Source organism: Desertihabitans brevis (genome assembly GCF_003327535.1).
In the GTDB taxonomy this organism is placed as follows: Bacteria; Actinomycetota; Actinomycetes; order Propionibacteriales; family Propionibacteriaceae; genus Desertihabitans; species Desertihabitans brevis.
The window spans coordinates 18,905-37,354 of record NZ_QOUI01000004.1 but is presented as its reverse complement, the minus strand read 5'-3'; the positions used below and the strand labels follow the sequence as shown (position 1 = coordinate 37,354).

The following is an 18,450-nucleotide window of genomic DNA, read 5'->3' as shown; positions in this document are numbered from 1 at the left end:
CTCCTCCTGGGGGCTCGGGTCGGGGGCCTGCACGCCGGCACCCAGCATGGCCGCCCGCCACGCCCACCGGTAGGGGTCGCGGTACGCGGCGGGACGGCGTCGTGGCCGTCCTCACTACACTCCGGGGCCATGGACACCGACCCGAGTGACAGTCCCGGGCGTCGCAGCCTCCCGCTGCGACGCCTCTCCTCCCGGCGCTCCGCCGCCGGACGCCCCTCCCCGGCCCCGACCGGAGCTGGTGCGTGATGGACGTCCTGCTCAACTCCCTCATGGTGCTGCTGTTCGTCCTGATCGGCGGCGTGTTCGCAGCGACCGAGATGGCGCTGGTCTCCCTGCGCGAGGGCCAGATCCGGCGCCTGGAGCGCACCTCGAAGGCGGGCCGCAAGGTCGCCGCCCTGGCCAAGGACTCCGGCACCTTCCTCTCCGCGGTGCAGATCGGCGTCACCTTCGCCGGCTTCTTCTCCTCCGCCTTCGGCGCCTCGACGATCGCCCCGAGCATCGCCCCGCTCTTCGTCAGCCTGGGGCTGCCCGAGGGCGTCGCCACCACCGTCGCGCTCGTCGTGATGACGGCCCTCGTCTCCTACCTGTCGCTGGTGCTGGGCGAGCTGGTGCCCAAGCGGATCGCGCTCTCCCGCAACGCCGCCGTCGCCACGGTGGTCGGCCCGCCGCTCAGCCGCTTCGCCGTGCTGATGAAGCCGCTCATCTGGATCGTCGACGCCTCCTCCGCCGCGATCCTGCGGCTGATCGGCGTCAACCCCGACGACGACGGCTCGGCGATGAGCGACGAGGAGGTGCGCGACCTGGTCACCAGCCACGAGGGCTTCGACCGGGCCGAGCGCGACATGGTCGAGGACGTCTTCCAGGCCTCCGACACGCTGCTGCGCGAGGTGATGCGCCACCGCCGCGACGTGGTCGCGCTGCGCGACGACATGACCCTGGCCGAGGCGGTCGCCTTCGTCCGCCAGCAGCCGCACTCGCGCTACCCCGTCTTCCACGAGACGATCGACGACGTCGTCGGCTTCGTGCACATCCGCGACCTCTACGAGGCCGCCGCGACCGCCGGTCCCGAGGCCGGTATCGCCGAGGTCGTCCGGCCGGTGCTCGAGCTGCCCGGCACGGCGACGCTGGTGCCGGCGCTCAACCACATGCGCAGCTCGGGCCAGCACCTGGCGATGGTCATCGACGAGTACGGCGGCACCGACGGCCTGGCCACGCTGGAGGACCTGCTCGAGGAGCTGGTCGGCGAGATCTGGGACGAGCGGGACAGCGCCGAGCACCGCGAGGAGATGCAGCTGCACGACTCGCGGACCTTCGACGGCCGCACGACCCTGGAGGACTTCGCCGACCGCACCGGCGTCACCCTGGCCGAGGGCCCCTACGAGACGGTCGCCGGCTGGATGCTGTGGCGGCTGGGCCGGCTCGCCGCGACCGGTGACGTGGTGCCGATCGCGGCCGACGACACCGCCGACCGGGCCGACGACGAGTCCGCCGACATCCGCTACCAGCTGGAGGTCGTCACGGTCGAGGGCAGCCGGATCACCACCGTGGAGCTGCAGAAGACCACCGTCGACGCCTGAGGGCGGCGCTCAGCGTCGCAGCAGCGAGCGCAGCGGCACCGACGGGTCGGCCAGGGCGGCGGCGTCCAGCTCGACGCCGCGGCCGGCCAGCCGGCGGGCGGCCTTGACGGTGGCGGGGTCGTCGACGCTGGCGGCGGCGACGAGCCGACCGCCGCGCAGCCCGAGGACGGCGAAGGGCGGCTCGCCGAGGGTGCCGCGCACGACCTGCTGCTCGGCGTCGGCCATGGTGCCGAGCACCTCCAGGTGGTGGCCGTGACGGTCGGACCAGAACCAGGACGGGCCGCGGGCCGGCGGGCTGCCGCCCAGCAGACCGGCCGCGGCGGCCTCGCCGTCGAGCCGGGCCGCCTCCCAGTGCCCGGCCGAGCGACCGAGAGCCCGCGGTGCGGAGCAGTCACCGACCGCCAGCAGCCCGGGCACGCTGGTGCGGCCGAGCTCGTCGACCAGCACCGCACCGTCCGGCGCCAGCTCGGGCGCCGGGTCGAGGTGCGCCGGCAGCACCGGGGCCAGACCGGTGGCGACGAGCACCACATCGGCCGGCAGCACCGCCCCCTCGACCTCGACCGCGAGGCTGGTCCCGGTCCCGCTCGCGGCTGGGGTGATCGAGCGGACGAGGTCGGCCACCATCGTCACCCCGCGCTCACGGTGCCGCAGGTGCAACCAGACCGCGAGGTCCCAGCCGAGCACGTCGACCAGCGGCACCACCGGGTCGACCAGGGTGACCGCCGTGCCCAGCCGGGTCGCGGTGGCGGCGACCTCGGAGCCCACCAGCCCGGCGCCGACGACGACCAGCCGGCGGCCCGGCCCGAGGTCGGCCCGCAGGCGGTCGGCGTCCGCGCGGGTGCGCAGGGTGCGGGCGTGCTCGACACCGGGCACCGGGGGCAGCGCCGGCGTCCCGCCGGTGGCCAGCACGACCGTGTCCGCGGGCTGGCGTCGGCCGTCGGCGTCGTCCACGACGAACCCGTCGCCCTCGCGCCACGCCGACCACCGGGACGCCGTGGCGGCGCCGCACGCCGTGGGCCTCCCACCACCCAGCGGGCTGCAGGTCGACCGGGGTGGCGGGGTCGGCGAGGTAGCCCTTGCTCAGCGGCGGACGGTCCTCGCCCGGGTGCGCGGCGGCCTCCAGGACGGTGATCTCGGCGGTCGAGCCGCCGGCCCGCAGGGCGGTGACCAGCCCGACCGCCGCCAGCCCGGAGCCGACGACGACCAGCCGGTCGCTCACGGGGCGGGCGCCTCGGCCGGCTCGCCGGGGAAGAGGTAGACGTCCTCGCCGCGCACCTCGACGCGGTGGGTCCGCACGGGCTGGGTGGCGGGCAGGCTGAGCGGCCGACCGGTGGTGAAGGAGAACCGGGCGGCGTGCAGGGGGCACTCCACCGTGCAGTCCTCGATCCAGCCCTCGGCCAGCGAGGCCTCCTGGTGGGAGCAGGTGTCGTCGAGGGCGTAGAAGGTGCCGTCCTCGTCGCGGAACAGCGCGATGTCGTCACCGGTGCCGACGACGGCGGCGTCGACCACCTTGGCCTCGGCCGGGGCCAGCTCGTCCACCGTGGCCACCTTGATGCCGTCGCTCACGGCACCTCCTCCGGGTGGGCGCCGTTCGGGGTGCGGGGGTCAGCTGGCGAGGCCATCGATGCGGCTGACCTCCTCCGGGGTGAGCTCGATCCGCGCGCCAGCGGCGTTGGACTCGATCCGCTCGCGACGGGAGGACTTGGGGATGACCACGAACTGGTGGGCGATGTGCCAGGCCACGACGATCTGCGCGGGCGTCGCGTCGTGGGCCTCGGCGACCTCACGCAGGGTCGGGTCGTCGAGGTCGGAGGCCTTGAACGGGCTGTAGCCCTCGAGGACGACACCGCGCTCGGACAGACCGGCGACGGTGGCGGCGTCGTAGATCGACGGGCTCCAGCGGATCTGGTTGACCGAGGGCGTGACGCCGGTGGCGCGGGTCAGCTCGTCGATCTGCTCCAGCGAGTAGTTGCTCACCCCGATCCGGGTGGTCAGGCCGTCGGACTGGGCGCGGACCACCTCGGCCCACACCTCCGGCGAGGCCTCCTTGTTCGGCGGCCAGTGCACGAGCCAGAGGTCGACGGAGTCCAGGCCGAGCTTGGACAGGCTCTCCTCGATGGTCTGGCGCTCCCGGCCGGCGTTCTCCGGCGGCAGCTTGGTGGTGACGAAGACCTCGTCGCGGGCCAGCACGGAGGCGGCCAGGGCCCGGCCGATGCCGGCCTCGTTGCCGTAGCCGGTCGCGGTGTCGATGTGGCGGTAGCCGAGCTCGAGGGCGGTACCGGTCACCTCGGCGGCGTCGGCGTCGCTGATCTGCCAGGTGCCGAAACCCAGCAGCGGCATGCGGTGCCCGTCGAGGTCGACCGCCGGTTCGGCGTAGGAGCTGCTCGTCATGGGGCCCAGTCAACCCGATGGGTCGCCACGGCCGTCACCCAGCCCGGGGAGTGGCCGCAGACGCGCGCAGGCCCGGACGTCGGTGACGTCCGGGCCTGCGCGGTCAGGCGTGAAGGGTTCAGAGCTTGGCGGCGCCGGCCTTCTCGGCCTCGGCCTCGGCCGAACCGGTGCGCTCCTCGAACTTCTTCTGCAGCGCGTCGGCCCGGGTCTGGGGGGCCTCGGCGACAGCCATGCGGCGGGCGGCGGTCGCGGGAGCGGACTCCTCGAAGTCGCCCCGCACCTGGCCGCGGACGACGTTGTTCTCACCGACGGTGGCGACGGGGTCGTTGCCGTTGAGGGCCACGTTGCCGTTGACGATGTTGTTGTCCACGGTCACGCCGCCGGTGTTGCCGCTGGCGGTGACGTTGGCGCCCCAGTAGCTGGTGCCCTCGCAGGAGGTCTCCGGGCCGTCGCTGCCGAGCTGGACCGGACCGGCGTTGTCGGCGAACAGCGCACGACCCTGGACGACCACGGCGCAGTTGATGCTGCCGAGCTCGTTGCCACGGACGGTGACGGTGCCGTCGACCCAGGTCTCGTACAGGTCGGTGTAGTAGGAGCCGTTGGAGTTCACGTTGCCGGCCACGTCGGAGGTCTCGAGCAGCACCTCGCCGCCGTTGGAGACCACGTTGCCACCGACGGTGGTGTCGGCGGTGAGCACGGAGCCACCGGCGATCTCGTCGGTGCCGCGGGTGACCAGGTTGCCACCGATCTCGGTGCCGTCGAGGTAGGTGCCGAAGGCGGTCCGCAGGTTCAGCTGGCCGGTGACCTCGGAGTCGGTCAGCTCGGCGTAGCTGTTCTCCTGGCCGATGACGTCACCCTCGACGGTGATGTCGGTGGCGACCAGGTCGGCACCGCGGGCCACGCGCACGTCGCCCTGGATGGTGGTGCCGGTCAGCGTGCAGGCCTTGCCGGCGGGGATGACGAGGTCACCCGGGACGGTGACGGCACCGGCCTCGCCGACGCACCGGCTGACGATGTCGGCGCTCGCGGGGGCAGCCCAGATCAAGCTGGAACCAGCCACGATGCCGGCCGTCGCCGCGAGGGCGAACAACTTCTTCTTCATGCTTCCTCCATGCATTGGGACAGGGACGTGCCGCCACGTCGAGAAGTTCTTCGCGGCTCGAGCCATGGACCCCGACAGCTCTCCACCTGACGACGTGTGGGGGGTGATGCCCACGTTCCAGGAACGTATGGGTCTAGACGGCTGGGGGTCAATGCCTCTCAGCCGACTCTTTGTATTCGTGCGCGAGAGTCCGACTGCACGTCGTCGACGCGTAACCGCGCGCAAGGCGCGGTTCACCTGACGCCGGCGCGGCGGCGGGGCGGGTCAGCCGCGGACGGCCTCGTAGCGGACCAGCGCCTCGGCCCGCTCGACGGCGTGCTCCACCACGGGTGCGGGGTAGCCGGAGGCGGTGCCCTCGGCCGTCTTCCAGGGCTCGTGCACCGCCGCACCCTCCAGGTGGCGCAGCTCCGGCACCCACCGCCGGACGTAGTCGCCCTCGGGGTCGTACCGGCGGGCCTGGGTGACGGGGTTGAAGATGCGGAAGTAGGGCGCCGGGTCGGTGCCGGTGCCGGCGACCCACTGCCAGTTGTGGTTGTTGGAGGCGAGGTCGCCGTCGCGCAGGTGGGCCATGAAGTGCCGGGCGCCGTGCGGCCACCAGACGTGCAGGTCCTTGGTGAGGAAGCTGGCGGTGACCATCCGCACCCGGTTGTGCATCCACCCGACGGCGGCCAGCTGGCGCATGCCGGCGTCCACCAGCGGGAACCCGGTGCGGCCCGCGCGCCAGGCGTCGAAGGTCGCGCCCGGCTCGTCGTAGCGCATGCCCCGCAGTGTCGGGCGGAGGTCCTGCCAGGCCGAGCGAGGGTGGTGCCAGAGCACGTCGGCGTAGAACTCACGCCAGGCCAGCTCGCCGCCGAACTTCTGCGCCCCCTCGGCCGCCCTGCTGCGGGCGTCGATGCCGGTCAGCCCGTCGAGGACGGTGCGCGGGTGCACGGTGCCGTACTTGAGGTGCATCGACAGCTCCGACGTCCGGTCGAGGTCGGGACGGTCGCGGTGCTCGGCGTAGTCGACCAGTCCGTCGTCGAGGAACGCCCGCAGCCGCTCCTGCGCCGCCTGCTCGCTGCAGACCGGCAGCTCGGGTGCGTCCTCGGCGCCGGCGAGGGGGCTGGGCGGCAGCTCCTCGCTGTCGACGCGGCGGCTCCAGCGCACCCGCGGTGTCGGCGCCGGCGGACGCCAGCCGTGCTCCCGCCAGGCCCGGGCGAACGGGCTGTACACCTGGAACGGCGCGCCCTCGGCGTTGCGGAGACGGCCCGGGGTGACGGCGTACGGGCTGCCGGTGCCGACCAGCGGGACGTCGAGGGCGGCCTCGACGGCGCGGTCGCGGCGGCGTCCGAACGGGGTGGTCTCCGCGGTGACGTGGACCGCCTCCGCACCGACCGCGGCGACCAGGTCGGGCAGCACCGTGGCGGGATCACCGGTGCGGATGACGAGCGCGCCGTCGGTGGCGCGACGCAGGGCGTCCAGCGCCTGCAGCAGGCAGGAGGTGCGGACCGGGCCGGCGGTGGCCAGCAGCCGCGGGTCGAGCACGAAGACGGGCAGCACCGTGCCCGAGCCGGCGGCCGCCGAGAGCGCCGGGTGGTCGGACAGGCGCAGGTCGCGGCGGAACCACATCAGCGAGGTGCTCACGGCTGCGAACCTACGCCGCGGGTACCGCGGCCGATCTCGTAGCACCGGATCAGGCCGGGCACAGCAGACGCACAGGATGCGCGCGTGTGCTGTGGTCATGACCTCCTCCGCGCAGAACCCGCAGCACCCCCAGCCGGGCCCGTCGGACGACGCGCCGCCGCTGTTCACCGCGCCCGTCGGTTCCTCCGGTCGGTCCGGGTCGGCGCAGCCCGGGCAGTCCGCCCCGTCGGCGCCGTCGGCAGAGCCATCGTCCGCCCAGCACGCCCCGTCGCCCCAGCACGCCCCGTCGCCCCAGCACGTCCCGTCGGCGGCGTCGGTGTCCGCGGCGCACGCGGGCCCGACCGGGCCGAGCGGGCCCTTCGGCACCGCACCGACCCCGCACTGGGCCGGCGCCCAGCAGCGCCCCGACGGTGCGCCCTCATTCGGGCCCGCCCCGGGCAGCGCCCCCTTCGGCACCCCGAGCGCGGGTCCCGCCGGAGCGTACGGCGCGCCGGCGCCCGCCGCGGCCTCCCAGCGCCGCCCGGGCTCGATGCGGCTGGTGGCCGTGGTCGCCGCGGTGGCCGCGCTGGTCGGCGGCACCGCCGGCGTCGGCGGCTACGCGCTGCTCGACGACGACGCCGTCCCCAGCGCGGTCCAGGTGGCCGGCGGCAACGCCCCGGTGAGCGCCCAGGTGGACGGCACGGTGGCCGCGGCGGCCCAGGTGATCTCGCCCAGCACGGTGACCATCCAGGTGCAGAGCGCCGGTGGCAGCGGGGTCGGCACCGGCATCATCGTCGACCGGCAGGGCCACATCCTCACCAACCAGCACGTGGTGGCCTCCTCCGGCGGGAGCACCCGGATCCAGGTCGTGCTCGAGGACGGCCGCACCGCCACCGCCCGGCTGGTGGGCGAGTCCGCCGCCAACGACCTGGCCGTCATCCGGATCGAGGGTGGCGAGGTGGACCCGGCCTCGCTCACCCCGGCGACCTTCGCCCCCTCCGACACCGTCACCGTCGGCCAGACGGTGGTGGCGGTCGGTGCGCCGCTGGGGCTGAGCAAGACCGTCACCAGCGGCGTGGTCTCGACGCTGGCCCGTCCGGTGCGCTCGGGGCCGAGCGGTGAGGCGGTCTACCAGGCCGTGCAGACCGACGCCGCGATCAACCCGGGCAACTCCGGCGGGCCCCTGGTCGACCTGGAGGGCCGGGTGATCGGCATCAACTCCTCGATCGCCAGCACGGCCGAGCAGGGCGAGCAGGCGGGCAGCATCGGCATCGGCTTCGCCATCCCGTCCGACGTCGCCAGCCGGATCGCCGACGAGCTGATCGCCGACGGCAGCGCCGACGACACCACGCTGGGCGTCACCGTCGGCGTGGACGGCTCCCAGGGCTCCGACGGGCCCGGCGCCCAGCTGCGCTCGGTCAACCCGGGCAGCCCGGCCGAGCAGGCGGGTCTGGAGGCCGGCGACGTGGTCACCGCCGTGGACGACGTGCCCACCGGGACGGCCGACGCGCTGATCGCCGCCATCCGGTTCCACGCGCCCGGGACCACGGTGACCATCACCTACCTGCGCGACGGCCAGGAGCAGACCACCCAGGCGACGCTGGCCGCGTCCTGAGCCGCGGGGACCCGGCCGCACCGGCTGCGCGATGTGTGGGCGGCTCCGACAGGGGCCGCACCGGCTTGGCCGCACCGTCCATGATGGCGCCGTGCACCGAGCAGCCGTGGCCGCCGTCGTCGCGGTCGCGGCCGCGCTGTCGGCCTGCCAGGCGACGACGCTGCAGGCCGTCCCGCAGAACCAGGCACCCAGCCGGATCCCCGCTCCCCCGACGGCCCCCGCCCCGGACCCCGACCGCCCGCCGAGCGGCCCGACCCGCGATGCCACGCCGCCTCCGCCGCTGGGCGGCGGGTGCTCCGGCAGCACCGAGCCGGTGCTCGCCAGCAGCCGGATCGAGCCCGCGCTCGGGCACCGCCACCTCGTCCTCGGCGTCACCAACTGCACCGAGCAGCCGCTCGTGCTCGACGGGGCGCCGAGCCTCGTCGTCCGCGACGGCACCGGCGGGCTGCTCGACCCGACCGCGACGTCCGACCCCTTCTCGCCACCCACCCCGTACACCCTGGCGCCGGACGCCTCGGCCTACCTGCAGCTGCACTGGCTCGCGGCGGCGACCCCGTCCTCCCCCGACGCCGGGCACGAGCTGGTGGTCATCGCGCCGACGCAGCCGCCGGTCACGCTCACCCTCCGCGACCAGCTCGACCTCGACGACGCCAGCACCATCGAGGTGCACGACTGGGCACCGACCGTCGCCGAGGCCGTCCAGCAGTGACCGGCCTGATCGCTCAGGCGCTGACCGCCACCGACCCACCGAGCCCGGCCAGCACGGCGTCCAGCCCGGCCAGCCCGGGGGCACGTGCGATCTCGGCCCCGATCCGCGCCGCCGCGGTGCGGTAGGAGGGGTCGCGCAGCACGGTGTCGACCGCCGCCGCGACGTCGGCGTCCGCGGCCCGGTCGGTGCGCAGGTTGATCCCCGCACCCGACCACCCGACGCGCGCGGTCACCTCGAGCTTGTCCTCGGTCTGCCCGGCGACCACGAGCGGGACGCCGTGCGCGAGCGCCTGCTGGACCCCACCGTAGCCCCCGTTGGTGACCATCACGTCGACCAGCGGCAGCAGCCGGTCGTAGGGCAGGTACTCCGCGACCCGGACGTTGGCGGGCAGGTCGTCGCCGAGCAGCCCGACGGGCCGGCCGCCGGTCGAGACGACGACCAGCACGTCGCGGCCCGCGAGCGCCCGCACCGTCGGCAGGATGAGCTGCTCGGGATCGCTGTTGGCGATGGTGCCCTGGGTGACGTGCACCACCGGACGTCCGCCCTCCAGCTCAGGCCACCAGGCCGGCACGGCGACCTCCGAGACGGCCGGCGGGAGCGGCCCCACGAAGTGGACGCTCGCCGGCAGGTCGCTGCGGGGGTACTCGAAACCCGGCACCGTGAACTGCACCAGCGCGTCGGCCGTGGTGGTCCAGTCCATCAGGAAGCGGCGCAGCGGGGCGCCCGCCGTCGAGCGGAACAACGCCTCGGCCTCGCGCTGCACCGACCCGAACACCACCCGGGACGCCACCACGTTGAGCACCACGTTGCGCACCCGGCCCAGCGGGCCCGGCACCGGCGTCAGCCCGAGGCCGAACGGTGCGGCGTCCCGGCTCATCGCCCCGAGCGGGAAGATGCCCAGCGCCACCACCGGCGGACGGGTCGCCCGCGGCCGGGCGGTGAGCATCGCCGCCCCCACGAACAGCGGTTCGGTGAGGACGGCGTCCACCGACTCGGTCGCCGGCACCGCCTCCACGGCCGCCAGCTGGGCCGGCGCCGGGCGCAGGAAGAGCTGACGCAGGTCGAACCTCATCGCCGCCGGGCCGCGGAGGCCGGCCCGTCCGGGCAGGTCGGCCGCCCGGTCCAGGTCGACGTCGGCGTCGGCGGGCAGCGGGACGAGCCGGGCGCCGGCGGCCTCCACCCGGGCCCGGTACCGCTCGCTGGTGAGGACGAGCACCCGGTGCCCGGACGCCTCGAGGTGGCGGGCGACCGCCACCAGCGGCAGGACGTGGCCGTGGGCCGGTGTGCAGCAGATCAGGAACGTGGACATCGCAACTCCCCCTAAGATGAATACCGCAACAAAGTATTGAGTACACCGTGGAGGTAGTCAATAAGTATGGCGGAACGTCGTGTGTACCGGTCCGAGCTGCGCGCCCAGCAGGCGGAGGAGACCCGCCGAAGGGTGGTGCGCGCGGCCGCGGAGCTCTTCGCCCGGACCGGCTACCAGAGCACCACGCTGGCCGCCATCGCCCGTACCGCCGGGGTGTCGACGGAGACGGTCAAGGGTCAGGGCTCGAAGGCCGCGCTGCTGCTGGCCGCCTTCGAGACCACCTTCGCCGGCAGCGAGGGCCGCACCTCCCTCGTCGACACCGAGGTCGGGGCTGGCGTGCTGGAGGTGCCGGACGAGCAGTTCCTCCCGGCGGTCGTCGAGATCCTGGCCACGGCCAACGAGCGGGGCCACGCGCTGTGGACGGTCGTCCTGGCCGCGGCGCTGTCCGACCCGCTGGTCGCCGACGCGCTCGAGCAGATCCTGCAGCGCCGCCACGCCGACCTCCTCCGGCTGCTGGACGAGCTGCGCCGGCGCGGGATCGCCTCTCCCGACGCGCCCGACTCGGTGGCGGCCGAGCTGTCGTTCCTCGGCTCCCCCGAGGCCTGGCAGCAGCTGGTGGTCCAGTCCGGGTGGACGCGGGAGGCCTACACGGCGTGGCTGCTCCGCTCGGTCACGGCGGCGGCCGCCCGGGGCGGCGGCGAGCCGGACTGAGACCCGTCGCGCCGACTCCGGGTCATCCCCCGTGGGCGGCGCGGTAGGCCGCCTCGACCTGCACCGAGAGCCGTCCCTGGTCGCGGACCGGGTAGCCGTTGGCCCTGGCCCAGTCCCGCGCCACGGCGGCGGGCTGACGGGGGACGGGGCCACTGCTGTCGTCATGGCCGGTGCTGAGGCCGTCCACCAGCGGCTTCTCGACCCGTCACCCGACCATGATGGAGCCTCCCCCGTGTCACGCCCACGCCCTCCTCGCCGTCACCGGGATGGGTGCCGCTCAGCTGCGGAGCGTCGAGAACCTCCCGGCGCGACGCTGATGGTGCTCCTGAGGCACCGCGCACGAGGTGCGCGGTGCCTCAGGGGTGCGGACCCGCGGGTCGCCTTCGCTCAGCCGATCACTCGCCCAGCCGGAGCCCGAGGAGCCGGCGACGGCGGGCCACCAGCACCCCGCTGCCGATCAGCACCAGCACCAGCCCGGCCAGCAGGGCCGCGACCATCGCCGACGGCGCACCGGTGTCGGGCAGCTGCCCGCCTTCCGGAGACTGGGCCGGCGGCTGGTCAGGGTCCGGAGCAGGAGCGCCAGGCTCCTGGACCGGGTTCTCGGTGCAGAGCTGGCTGCCCTCGACGCACTCGGCATCGGCCGGGGACTCCTGACCGGTCGGGGTGACGAAGTTGACCAGCCGGTGGTCTCCCTGCTCGTCCCAGTCCCGCACCTGGACGGTGTAGCTGACCGTCACCGTCTGGTCAGCGGCCAGGGTGCCCTGGACGGTGTACTGGTCGTCGCCCTCGGCGACGGTCAGCACATCCTCCGACGGCGTCGGGAACCCGGTCACCGCGGCGTCGTCGAGCACACCGGCCATGTGGTCGGTGTGGTCCACCACACCCTCACCGGCGCCGGTGTTGGTGAAGGTCAGGGTGTAGGACAGCTCGTCACCCTGCTGCACCTCCGACCCGGTGGCCGGGTCGACCGACTTCGACACCGTGATGTCGGAGACGGGGTTGAAGGTGCAGTCCTCGCCCTCGCAGACCGGCTCGGACGGGGGCTCCTCCTCCGGGTCGAGCAGGAAGTTCGCCAGCTGCGAGTCCCCCTGCTCATCGGCATCCAGCACCGTCACCGTGTAGGACACGGTCACGGTCTGACCAGCGGCCAGCTCACCGGTGACGGTGTAGCGGTCGTCGGCCAGCTCCGACACCGACAGGGTGTCATCGGAGGCCACCGGCTCGGAGGTGATCTCGGCGTCGTCGAGCACGTGGGTCAGGTCATCGACCCGATCCACGCCGCCCGCCGCGCTGCCCTCGTTGCTGAAGGTCAGCGTGTAGGTCAGCTCGCTGCCGGCCTGCACCGAGGCACCCGTCTCCGGATCCACCGACTTGCTGTCGACGACCTTGGCCGCCGGGTTGGTGGTGCAGTCCTCGCTGCCCTCCGCACACGCCGGCTCCTCCGGAGTCGGATCGGCCGGGTCGAGCAGGAAGTTCGCCAGCGCACCATCACCCATCGCCTCGGCGTCCTTGACCACCACCGTGTAGGTGACCGTCACGGTCCGGTCCGCAGCCAGCTCACCGGTGACCGCGAAGCGACCATCGACGACCTCGCCCACCGACAGAGCCTCATCGGAGGCCGTCGGGCCCTCGACCAGCTCGGCATCATCCAGCAGGTGGCTCAGGTCATCGACCCGGTCCACCACAGCCGGCGCCTGACCGATGTTGGCGAAGGTCAGCGTGTAGGTCAGCTCCTCACCCGAAGCCACCTCGCTCCCGGTCTCCGGATCGACCGACTTGGAGTCGACGATGTTCGGGATCGGGTTGAAGGTGCAGTCCTCGCTGCCCTCCGCACACACCGGCTCCTCAGGAGTCGGATCTGCCGGATCGAGCAGGAAGTTGGCCACCTGCCCATCACCCAGCTCCGCCGCCTCGTCGATGGTCGCCGTGTAGGCGACCGTGACGCTCTGACCGGCCGCCAGCTCACCAGTCACACCGAACCGTCCGTCCACGATCTCAGAGACCGTCAGCGACTCATCCGAAGCTGTCGGCTCGGTGGTGATGCTGGCGTCATCCAGCAGGTGGGTCAGGTCATCGACCCGATCCACCGCACCGGCCGCGCTGCCCTCGTTGCTGAAGGTCAGCGTGTAGGTCAGCTCCTGACCCGGCTCCACCTCGGTCCCGGTCTCCGGAGCCACGCTCTTGGAGTCCAGCACCTTCGGCGCCGGGTTGGTCGTGCAGTCCTCGCTGCCCTCCTCACACACCGGTTCCTCAGGAGTCGGATCGGTCGGGTCGAGCAGGAAGTTCGCCAGGGTGGCGTCTCCCATGTCCTCGGCCTCCCGCACCACCACCGTGTAGGTGACCGTGACGGTCTGGTCGACCGCCAGGTCACCGGTGACGGTGAACCGGCCGGCAACGATGTCGGACACCGTCAGCGCCTCGTCCGAGGCGGTCGGGCCCTCGACCAGGTCGGCGTCGTCCAGCAGGTGGGTCAGGTCGTCGACCCGATCCACCGCACCGGCGGCGGTGCCCTCGTTGGTGAAGGTGAGCGTGTAGGTCAGCTCCTCACCCGAGACCACCTCGGTCCCGGTCTCGGGGTCCACCGACTTGGAGTCCAGCACCTTCGGCGCCGGGTTGCTGGTGCAGTCCTCGTCGCCCTCCTCGCACACCGGCTCCTCGATCGGCGGATCGGTCGGGTCGACCAGGAAGTTCGCCAGGGTGGCGTCTCCCATCTCGTCGGCGTCCCGCACCACCACGGTGTAGGTCACCGTGACCGTCTGGTCCGGAGCCAGCTCACCGGTGATGGTGTAGCGGCCGTCGACCAGCTCCGACACCGACAGCGCCGGATCAGAGGCCACCGGGACACCGACCAGATCCGCGTCGTCCAGCACGTGGGTCAGGTCGTCGGCCCTGTCGACCGCGCCCGGGCCCTCACCGATGTTGGCGAAGGTCAGGGTGTAGGTGACCTCCTGACCGGAGAGCACCGTCGTCCCGGACTCCGGGGCCACGGACTTGGAGTCCACGATCTCAGCGACGGGGTTCTCGGTGCACAGTCCGTTGCCGTCCTCGCACTCCGTCGGCGGGTCGACGACCCCCGGCGGGAGGACGAAGTTGCCCAGGACGTTGTTCCCGCGCTCACCGTCAGGCAGGACCTCCACGGTGTAGGTCACCGTGGAGGACTCGCCAGCCGGGACCGTGCCGGTGACGGTGAACCGGTCATCGGTGATCGCCGAGACCGTCAGGTCCTCGTCCGAGGCACTCGGACCCTCGGACACCTCCGCGTCGTCGACCACGTTGGTCAACGCATCGGTCCAGCCGTCGACGACCGCCTCGGCGATGCCGTCGTTGGAGAAGGTGATCGTGTAGGTCAGCTCCTCCCCCGCGCTCACCGTGGTGCCCGAGGCCGGGTCGACGGTCTTGGTGACCTCCAGCAGCGCACCGGGGACGGTCACCCGACCACAGGGCAGCCCGGTCTCCGGGTCCAGCCCGTTCTCATCGGCCGGGTCGCACGCCGGGGTCGGCGGGGGGGTGTCGCAGTTCGGGTCATCGGCCCCGCACTGCGGGCCGAAGGCCACGTTGACCAGCTCGGTGTCACCGGCACCGGTGTAGGTCACCGTGTAGGTGATCGTCACCGTCTCGCCCACGGCCAGCTCACCGGCCCACGTGATCAGCGGGTCGGAGAAGGTCGGCGCCGCACCCAGGTCCGCAGTCAGGCCGTCCGGGCCGGTGGCATCGTCCAGCACCGCCGACACATCATCCAGCACCACCGCCGGACGGGTCGCCGTGAACGGCGCCTCACCGGAGTTGGTCGCCGTCACGGTGTACCCCACCGTCTCCCCGACACCGGGCAGCTCGGTCCGGTCGGCGGTCTTGGTGATGTCCAGCTTCGGCAGCAAGAACTCCACGCTGTCGCAGGCCAGACCGGTGGCCGGGTCCACTCCGTCCACACACTCCTGCGGCGGGGTCGGGTCGCAGTCGGGCTCATCGGCCGGGCACACCGTCTGGAAGGCGGTGTTGTCCACCGACTGGTCCCCCGCCCCGGTCAGAGTGACCGAGTAGGTGATCGTCACCGTCTCATCCGGACCCAGCGCACCGAACCAGGTGAGCCGCGGCTCGGCGTAGGACACGGTCCCGCCGGTGGCGGTCTCGTCGTCGTTGTAGGTCGCGTCGTCCAGCACCCCGGACAGGTCGTCCTGGACCCGAGCCGGGTCCTCAGCGGTGTAGGCGACCTCACTCGGGTTGTGCACCGTCACCGTGTAGGTGACCGTGTCACCGATGCGGGTCTCGGCGGTCGCACCGAAGGTCTTGTCCACCTCCAGCGAACGCACCAGCACCGCGTAGTCCTCGACCTCACCGGCACCGGCGTTCCCCAGCGGGGAACGGTCGGTCTCGGTGCCCGGGAACAACCGGAACCGGGCGAAGACCCCCGAGGTCGCGGTCGCAGCCGGGAAGGTCAGGGTGTAGTCGGCGGTGCCGGAGTTCGCCGGCACCTCGACCGTGACCCGCTCGGACTCCTCGAAGGAGCCGTCACCATCCAGGTCGACCCACCCGGCCAGCGTCGCCGCCGCACCGGTGTCGTTGGTCGCCGAGACCGAGACCACCGGCGCGTTGGCCGAGATCTGGATCGGGCCGCTGACCGCGTCCTCGTCGTCCGCGCCGGTCGTGTCGTCCCCGTCGGCGTCCGGGGTCGGCACGCCGTCGAGGTCGATGTCGATGCTGGAACCCAGCATCAGCGGAGCCGTCCCGGTGGCCGCGTCGTAGTCGGGCACCCCGTGCCGCGGACCGTCGTCGACCAGCTCCGTGCCGTAACCGGCCGGCGCGTCACCGAAGTCGATCGGCAGCGGCGCGTTCGCGCACCGTGCCCCGTCGTTGCCGGCCGAGATCGGACCCTCCGGAGCCAGCAGCGCCGCAGTGTTCGTCTCGGTGTCGACCCGCCAGATCTCACCGGTGTTGTTGTAGGAGGCGTACAGGTTGCCGTTCGGGTCCGCGAACGTCGCACCGGTGACGTTGTCACTCACCGGACCCAGGTCCACCGGGGTGGTCCAGGTGTGGGTGGTGATGTCGAAACCGATCAGGGAGGTGCTGCCCAGGGCCGCGTTGGCCGGCAGACGCCACAACTTGTTCGTGCCCGGGACGAAGGCCCAGTCCACACCCGAGGTCAGACCCGGGGTGGGGGCGTTGCCCCAGTCCACGATCGTGTTGGTGGCCAGATCGACCTGGAACCAGTTCCCGTTGTTGGGGTTGTAGGACCAGTACTGGTTGTTCGGATCCACATCACCCACGGCCCCACCACCGGGGAAAGCGGCCACCGCGTCGGCATCGCCCGTGGGCATGCCGAGGAAGACCACGCTGCCGTCCGAGCCAACCCGAACCAGACCGGTGCGACTCGTGTCGGGGTGGGAGCCCCAGCCGTAGATGTAGTCGTCCTGGACGTTGTACCCGACGCCGTTGACCGTCCAACCCTCCACGATCTGCGGGGCCGGGGTGTCTCCGGTGACCAGGTCGACGTTGACGATGTTCAGCGGCGGCGTGGCGTTCGGGTTCTGGAACAGCAGACCCGTCGGCTCGCACTGCCAGATCGCCTGCTCGGCGAAGGTCACCGCGTGGTCCTCGACCTCACCGCCCAGCGCGTGGCCGGTGGGCGAGGGGTCCGTGACGTCACCCGGGAAGAGCCGGAAGCGAGCCATCGAATCGCTGGACCCGGTGGCGACCTGGGGGAACTGCAGCGTGTAGGTGTCAGCGCCCGAGCCGGCCGGGACCGGGACGAGAACCCGCTCGGAGTCCTCGAAGGTGCCGTCGGCGTCCAGGTCGACCCAGCCGGCCAGGGTGGCCGGCTCACCGGTGTCGTTGGTGGCCGCGACTGTGACCGTCGGCCCGCTGAAGGCCAGCTCGTCGGGAGAGACGAGACCGTCCTCGTCGGCGCCGTCGCCGTCGGCCGCCGCTCCGGGCTGACCGTCGGTCTCGCCGTCGACGTCGGTGCCGAGGCTCAGTCCGGGCACGATGTTGTGACGGGCGCCGTCGTCGGCCAGGAGCGTGTCGTAGGACTCCGGCGCGTCACCGAAGTCGACCTCGTACTGGCACTCGAACAGGTGGAAGTCGTCGAAGTTGACCCACGTCTGACCAGCCACGGTGCCGTCCGCTGCGGGATCGGCGTTACGCACCTCCACCCGCAGGTACGACCAGGGCTGGCTGGCGTTCAGCGTGAACTCGACCCGCTCCCACTCAGGGGTGGCACCCGCACCGGGGAACTCGGTGACGGGCGTCGAGAAGAGGGGCTCGGAGTTGGCCGGGGTCGGAGCCACCACATTCGTGCCGGGGACGGAGCCCACGTCGGGATCGCTCACGCCGAAGAACTGCATGTAGCCGTCGCCCTGGCGGCTGTAACCGCCGGCGGCGATCGAGTAGTAGCCGACGTAGGTCGACAGCGGGTCCAGCGGCGCGAGCAGGGTGTTCGTCGCCCCCTCGCCCACGCCACCCATGGAGTGCCCACCCATGAAGCCGTAGCCCTCGGCACCAGCACGCAGCGGCATCACCGCTGCGCCCGGGCCGGAGTCGAACGTCGGTGAGAAGTAGTGGTACTGACCGCCCGTGGGGTGGCTGTCCTGCCACCCGGTGGCGAAGCCGATCGTGCTCGCCGCTGAGCTGTTCTGGAAGTCGCCGGTGCGGCTCTCGAAGCTCGGGTTCTGAATCAGGTCGACCGGGACCAGCGTCCCGCCGGGACCACAGACGGGCGGGTCGGGCTGGACGGACAAGGTGAAGGAGTGGCCGTCGCCGCTGGTCGCCTCGTCGATGTCCGTCAGGTCGATGGAGATGGAGTCGAAGGTCCCGGTGAGCTGGACGGAGCCGCAACCAGCGGGCGGGAGGGCGTCGTCATCGGCGTTACAACCCGCGCCGTTCGCAGGGACGTTGGTCTCGTTCGCTGTCGAGCCGACGACCTCCAGGGCGTCGTTGCCCGAGAGCTTGGTGAGCGTGCCGTCCTGGAACCGCCACTGCGCCGCATCCAGGTTGTACAGGTGGAAGACGGGGTCGGTGACGGGCTGGTCGAAGGTGATGGTCATCGTGCCCGTCACCGCGTTGTCGGGACATACCGTGCTCGATCCGACCGAGAGCATCTCCACGGGATTCGGCAGGGCCGGTGTGTACCAGGCCCCGGGGAAGTTCGGCGCCGCCCCTGCGGACATGCTGCCGATTGCGCCGATGTTGGTCGGTGACCCTCCATCGGGGGTGCCGCACTCCGTCGGCTCGAGCTCGACGGTGCCGGTGGTGCCGTCGGAGAAGGTGAACACGGCATTCGGGCCAGGCGTGGTCCAGTCGGCGTAGTCGGTCGCACCGGCCGCGAGAACGTCGACCGTGTCACCCGGTTCTGCGGTCGCCACGGGCGCCGGGGCCGCGATCAGCCCCACTGCGCTCAGCATCGAGGCCAGCATCGCCATCGATGCGGTCACACCAACAGCC

12 protein-coding genes are annotated in these 18,450 nt (G+C 72.6%); 4 read left to right on the top strand and 8 right to left on the bottom strand.

The features are described 5' to 3' along the window. The first annotated feature begins 245 nt into the window (after positions 1–245). The gene (locus DT076_RS07535; RefSeq protein ID WP_114126283.1) at positions 246–1,577 is read left to right on the top strand and encodes a hemolysin family protein; all 1,332 of its coding nucleotides are present in this window, start codon (positions 246–248) and stop codon (positions 1,575–1,577) included. 9 nt (positions 1,578–1,586) lie between these two features. On the opposite strand, the gene DT076_RS07530 is transcribed toward DT076_RS07535, so the two are convergent. The 5 genes from DT076_RS07530 to DT076_RS07510 form a co-directional block, all read right to left on the bottom strand. After that, positions 1,587–2,528 carry an FAD-dependent oxidoreductase gene (locus DT076_RS07530; RefSeq protein ID WP_114126064.1) on the bottom strand — a complete coding sequence of 314 codons (942 nt, stop codon included), beginning with the start codon at positions 2,526–2,528 and terminating at the stop codon, positions 1,587–1,589. A gap of 264 nt (positions 2,529–2,792) precedes the next feature. Continuing rightward, positions 2,793–3,143 carry a bifunctional 3-phenylpropionate/cinnamic acid dioxygenase ferredoxin subunit gene (locus DT076_RS07525; protein WP_114126063.1) on the bottom strand — a complete coding sequence of 117 codons (351 nt, stop codon included), beginning with the start codon at positions 3,141–3,143 and terminating at the stop codon, positions 2,793–2,795. A gap of 39 nt (positions 3,144–3,182) precedes the next feature. Continuing rightward, positions 3,183–3,968, bottom strand: a complete 786-nt coding sequence (locus DT076_RS07520) for an aldo/keto reductase (protein WP_114126062.1) — start codon at positions 3,966–3,968, stop codon at positions 3,183–3,185. A 118-nt stretch (positions 3,969–4,086) separates the two neighbouring features. Beyond that, positions 4,087–5,070: a hypothetical protein gene (locus DT076_RS20235; RefSeq protein WP_114126061.1), complete on the bottom strand. Its 984-nt coding sequence runs from the start codon at positions 5,068–5,070 to the stop codon at positions 4,087–4,089. Positions 5,071–5,334: 264 nt separating this feature from the next. Beyond that, a complete protein-coding gene (locus tag DT076_RS07510; protein WP_114126060.1) occupies positions 5,335–6,693 on the bottom strand; it encodes a cryptochrome/photolyase family protein in 1,359 nt (452 codons plus the stop codon). Between the two features lie 97 nt (positions 6,694–6,790). On the opposite strand from DT076_RS07510, the gene DT076_RS07505 reads away from it, so the two are divergent. Both DT076_RS07505 and DT076_RS07500 read left to right on the top strand, forming a co-directional pair. Further along, positions 6,791–8,287 carry a trypsin-like peptidase domain-containing protein gene (locus DT076_RS07505; RefSeq protein WP_147264098.1) on the top strand — a complete coding sequence of 499 codons (1,497 nt, stop codon included), beginning with the start codon at positions 6,791–6,793 and terminating at the stop codon, positions 8,285–8,287. A 91-nt stretch (positions 8,288–8,378) separates the two neighbouring features. Beyond that, positions 8,379–8,996 carry a DUF4232 domain-containing protein gene (locus DT076_RS07500; RefSeq protein ID WP_147264097.1) on the top strand — a complete coding sequence of 206 codons (618 nt, stop codon included), beginning with the start codon at positions 8,379–8,381 and terminating at the stop codon, positions 8,994–8,996. A 13-nt stretch (positions 8,997–9,009) separates the two neighbouring features. Here DT076_RS07500 and DT076_RS07495 read toward each other — a convergent pair whose 3' ends face one another. Next, positions 9,010–10,305, bottom strand: a complete 1,296-nt coding sequence (locus tag DT076_RS07495) for a glycosyltransferase (protein WP_114126057.1) — start codon at positions 10,303–10,305, stop codon at positions 9,010–9,012. Positions 10,306–10,371: 66 nt separating this feature from the next. Here DT076_RS07495 and DT076_RS07490 point away from each other — a divergent pair, with 66 nt between their 5' ends. Further along, positions 10,372–11,016, top strand: coding sequence for a TetR/AcrR family transcriptional regulator (locus DT076_RS07490; RefSeq protein ID WP_114126056.1), 645 nt, complete (start codon positions 10,372–10,374; stop codon positions 11,014–11,016). 22 nt (positions 11,017–11,038) lie between these two features. On the opposite strand, the gene DT076_RS07485 is transcribed toward DT076_RS07490, so the two are convergent. Beyond that, on the bottom strand, positions 11,039–11,203 hold the full coding sequence (locus DT076_RS07485; RefSeq protein ID WP_199539034.1) for an Lsr2 family DNA-binding protein: 165 nt from the start codon (positions 11,201–11,203) through the stop codon (positions 11,039–11,041). A gap of 208 nt (positions 11,204–11,411) precedes the next feature. Further along, positions 11,412–18,440 (bottom strand): DUF7927 domain-containing protein, encoded by a 7,029-nt coding sequence (locus tag DT076_RS07480; protein WP_114126054.1) that lies wholly within the window; start codon positions 18,438–18,440, stop codon positions 11,412–11,414. Positions 18,441–18,450 lie beyond the last annotated feature (10 nt).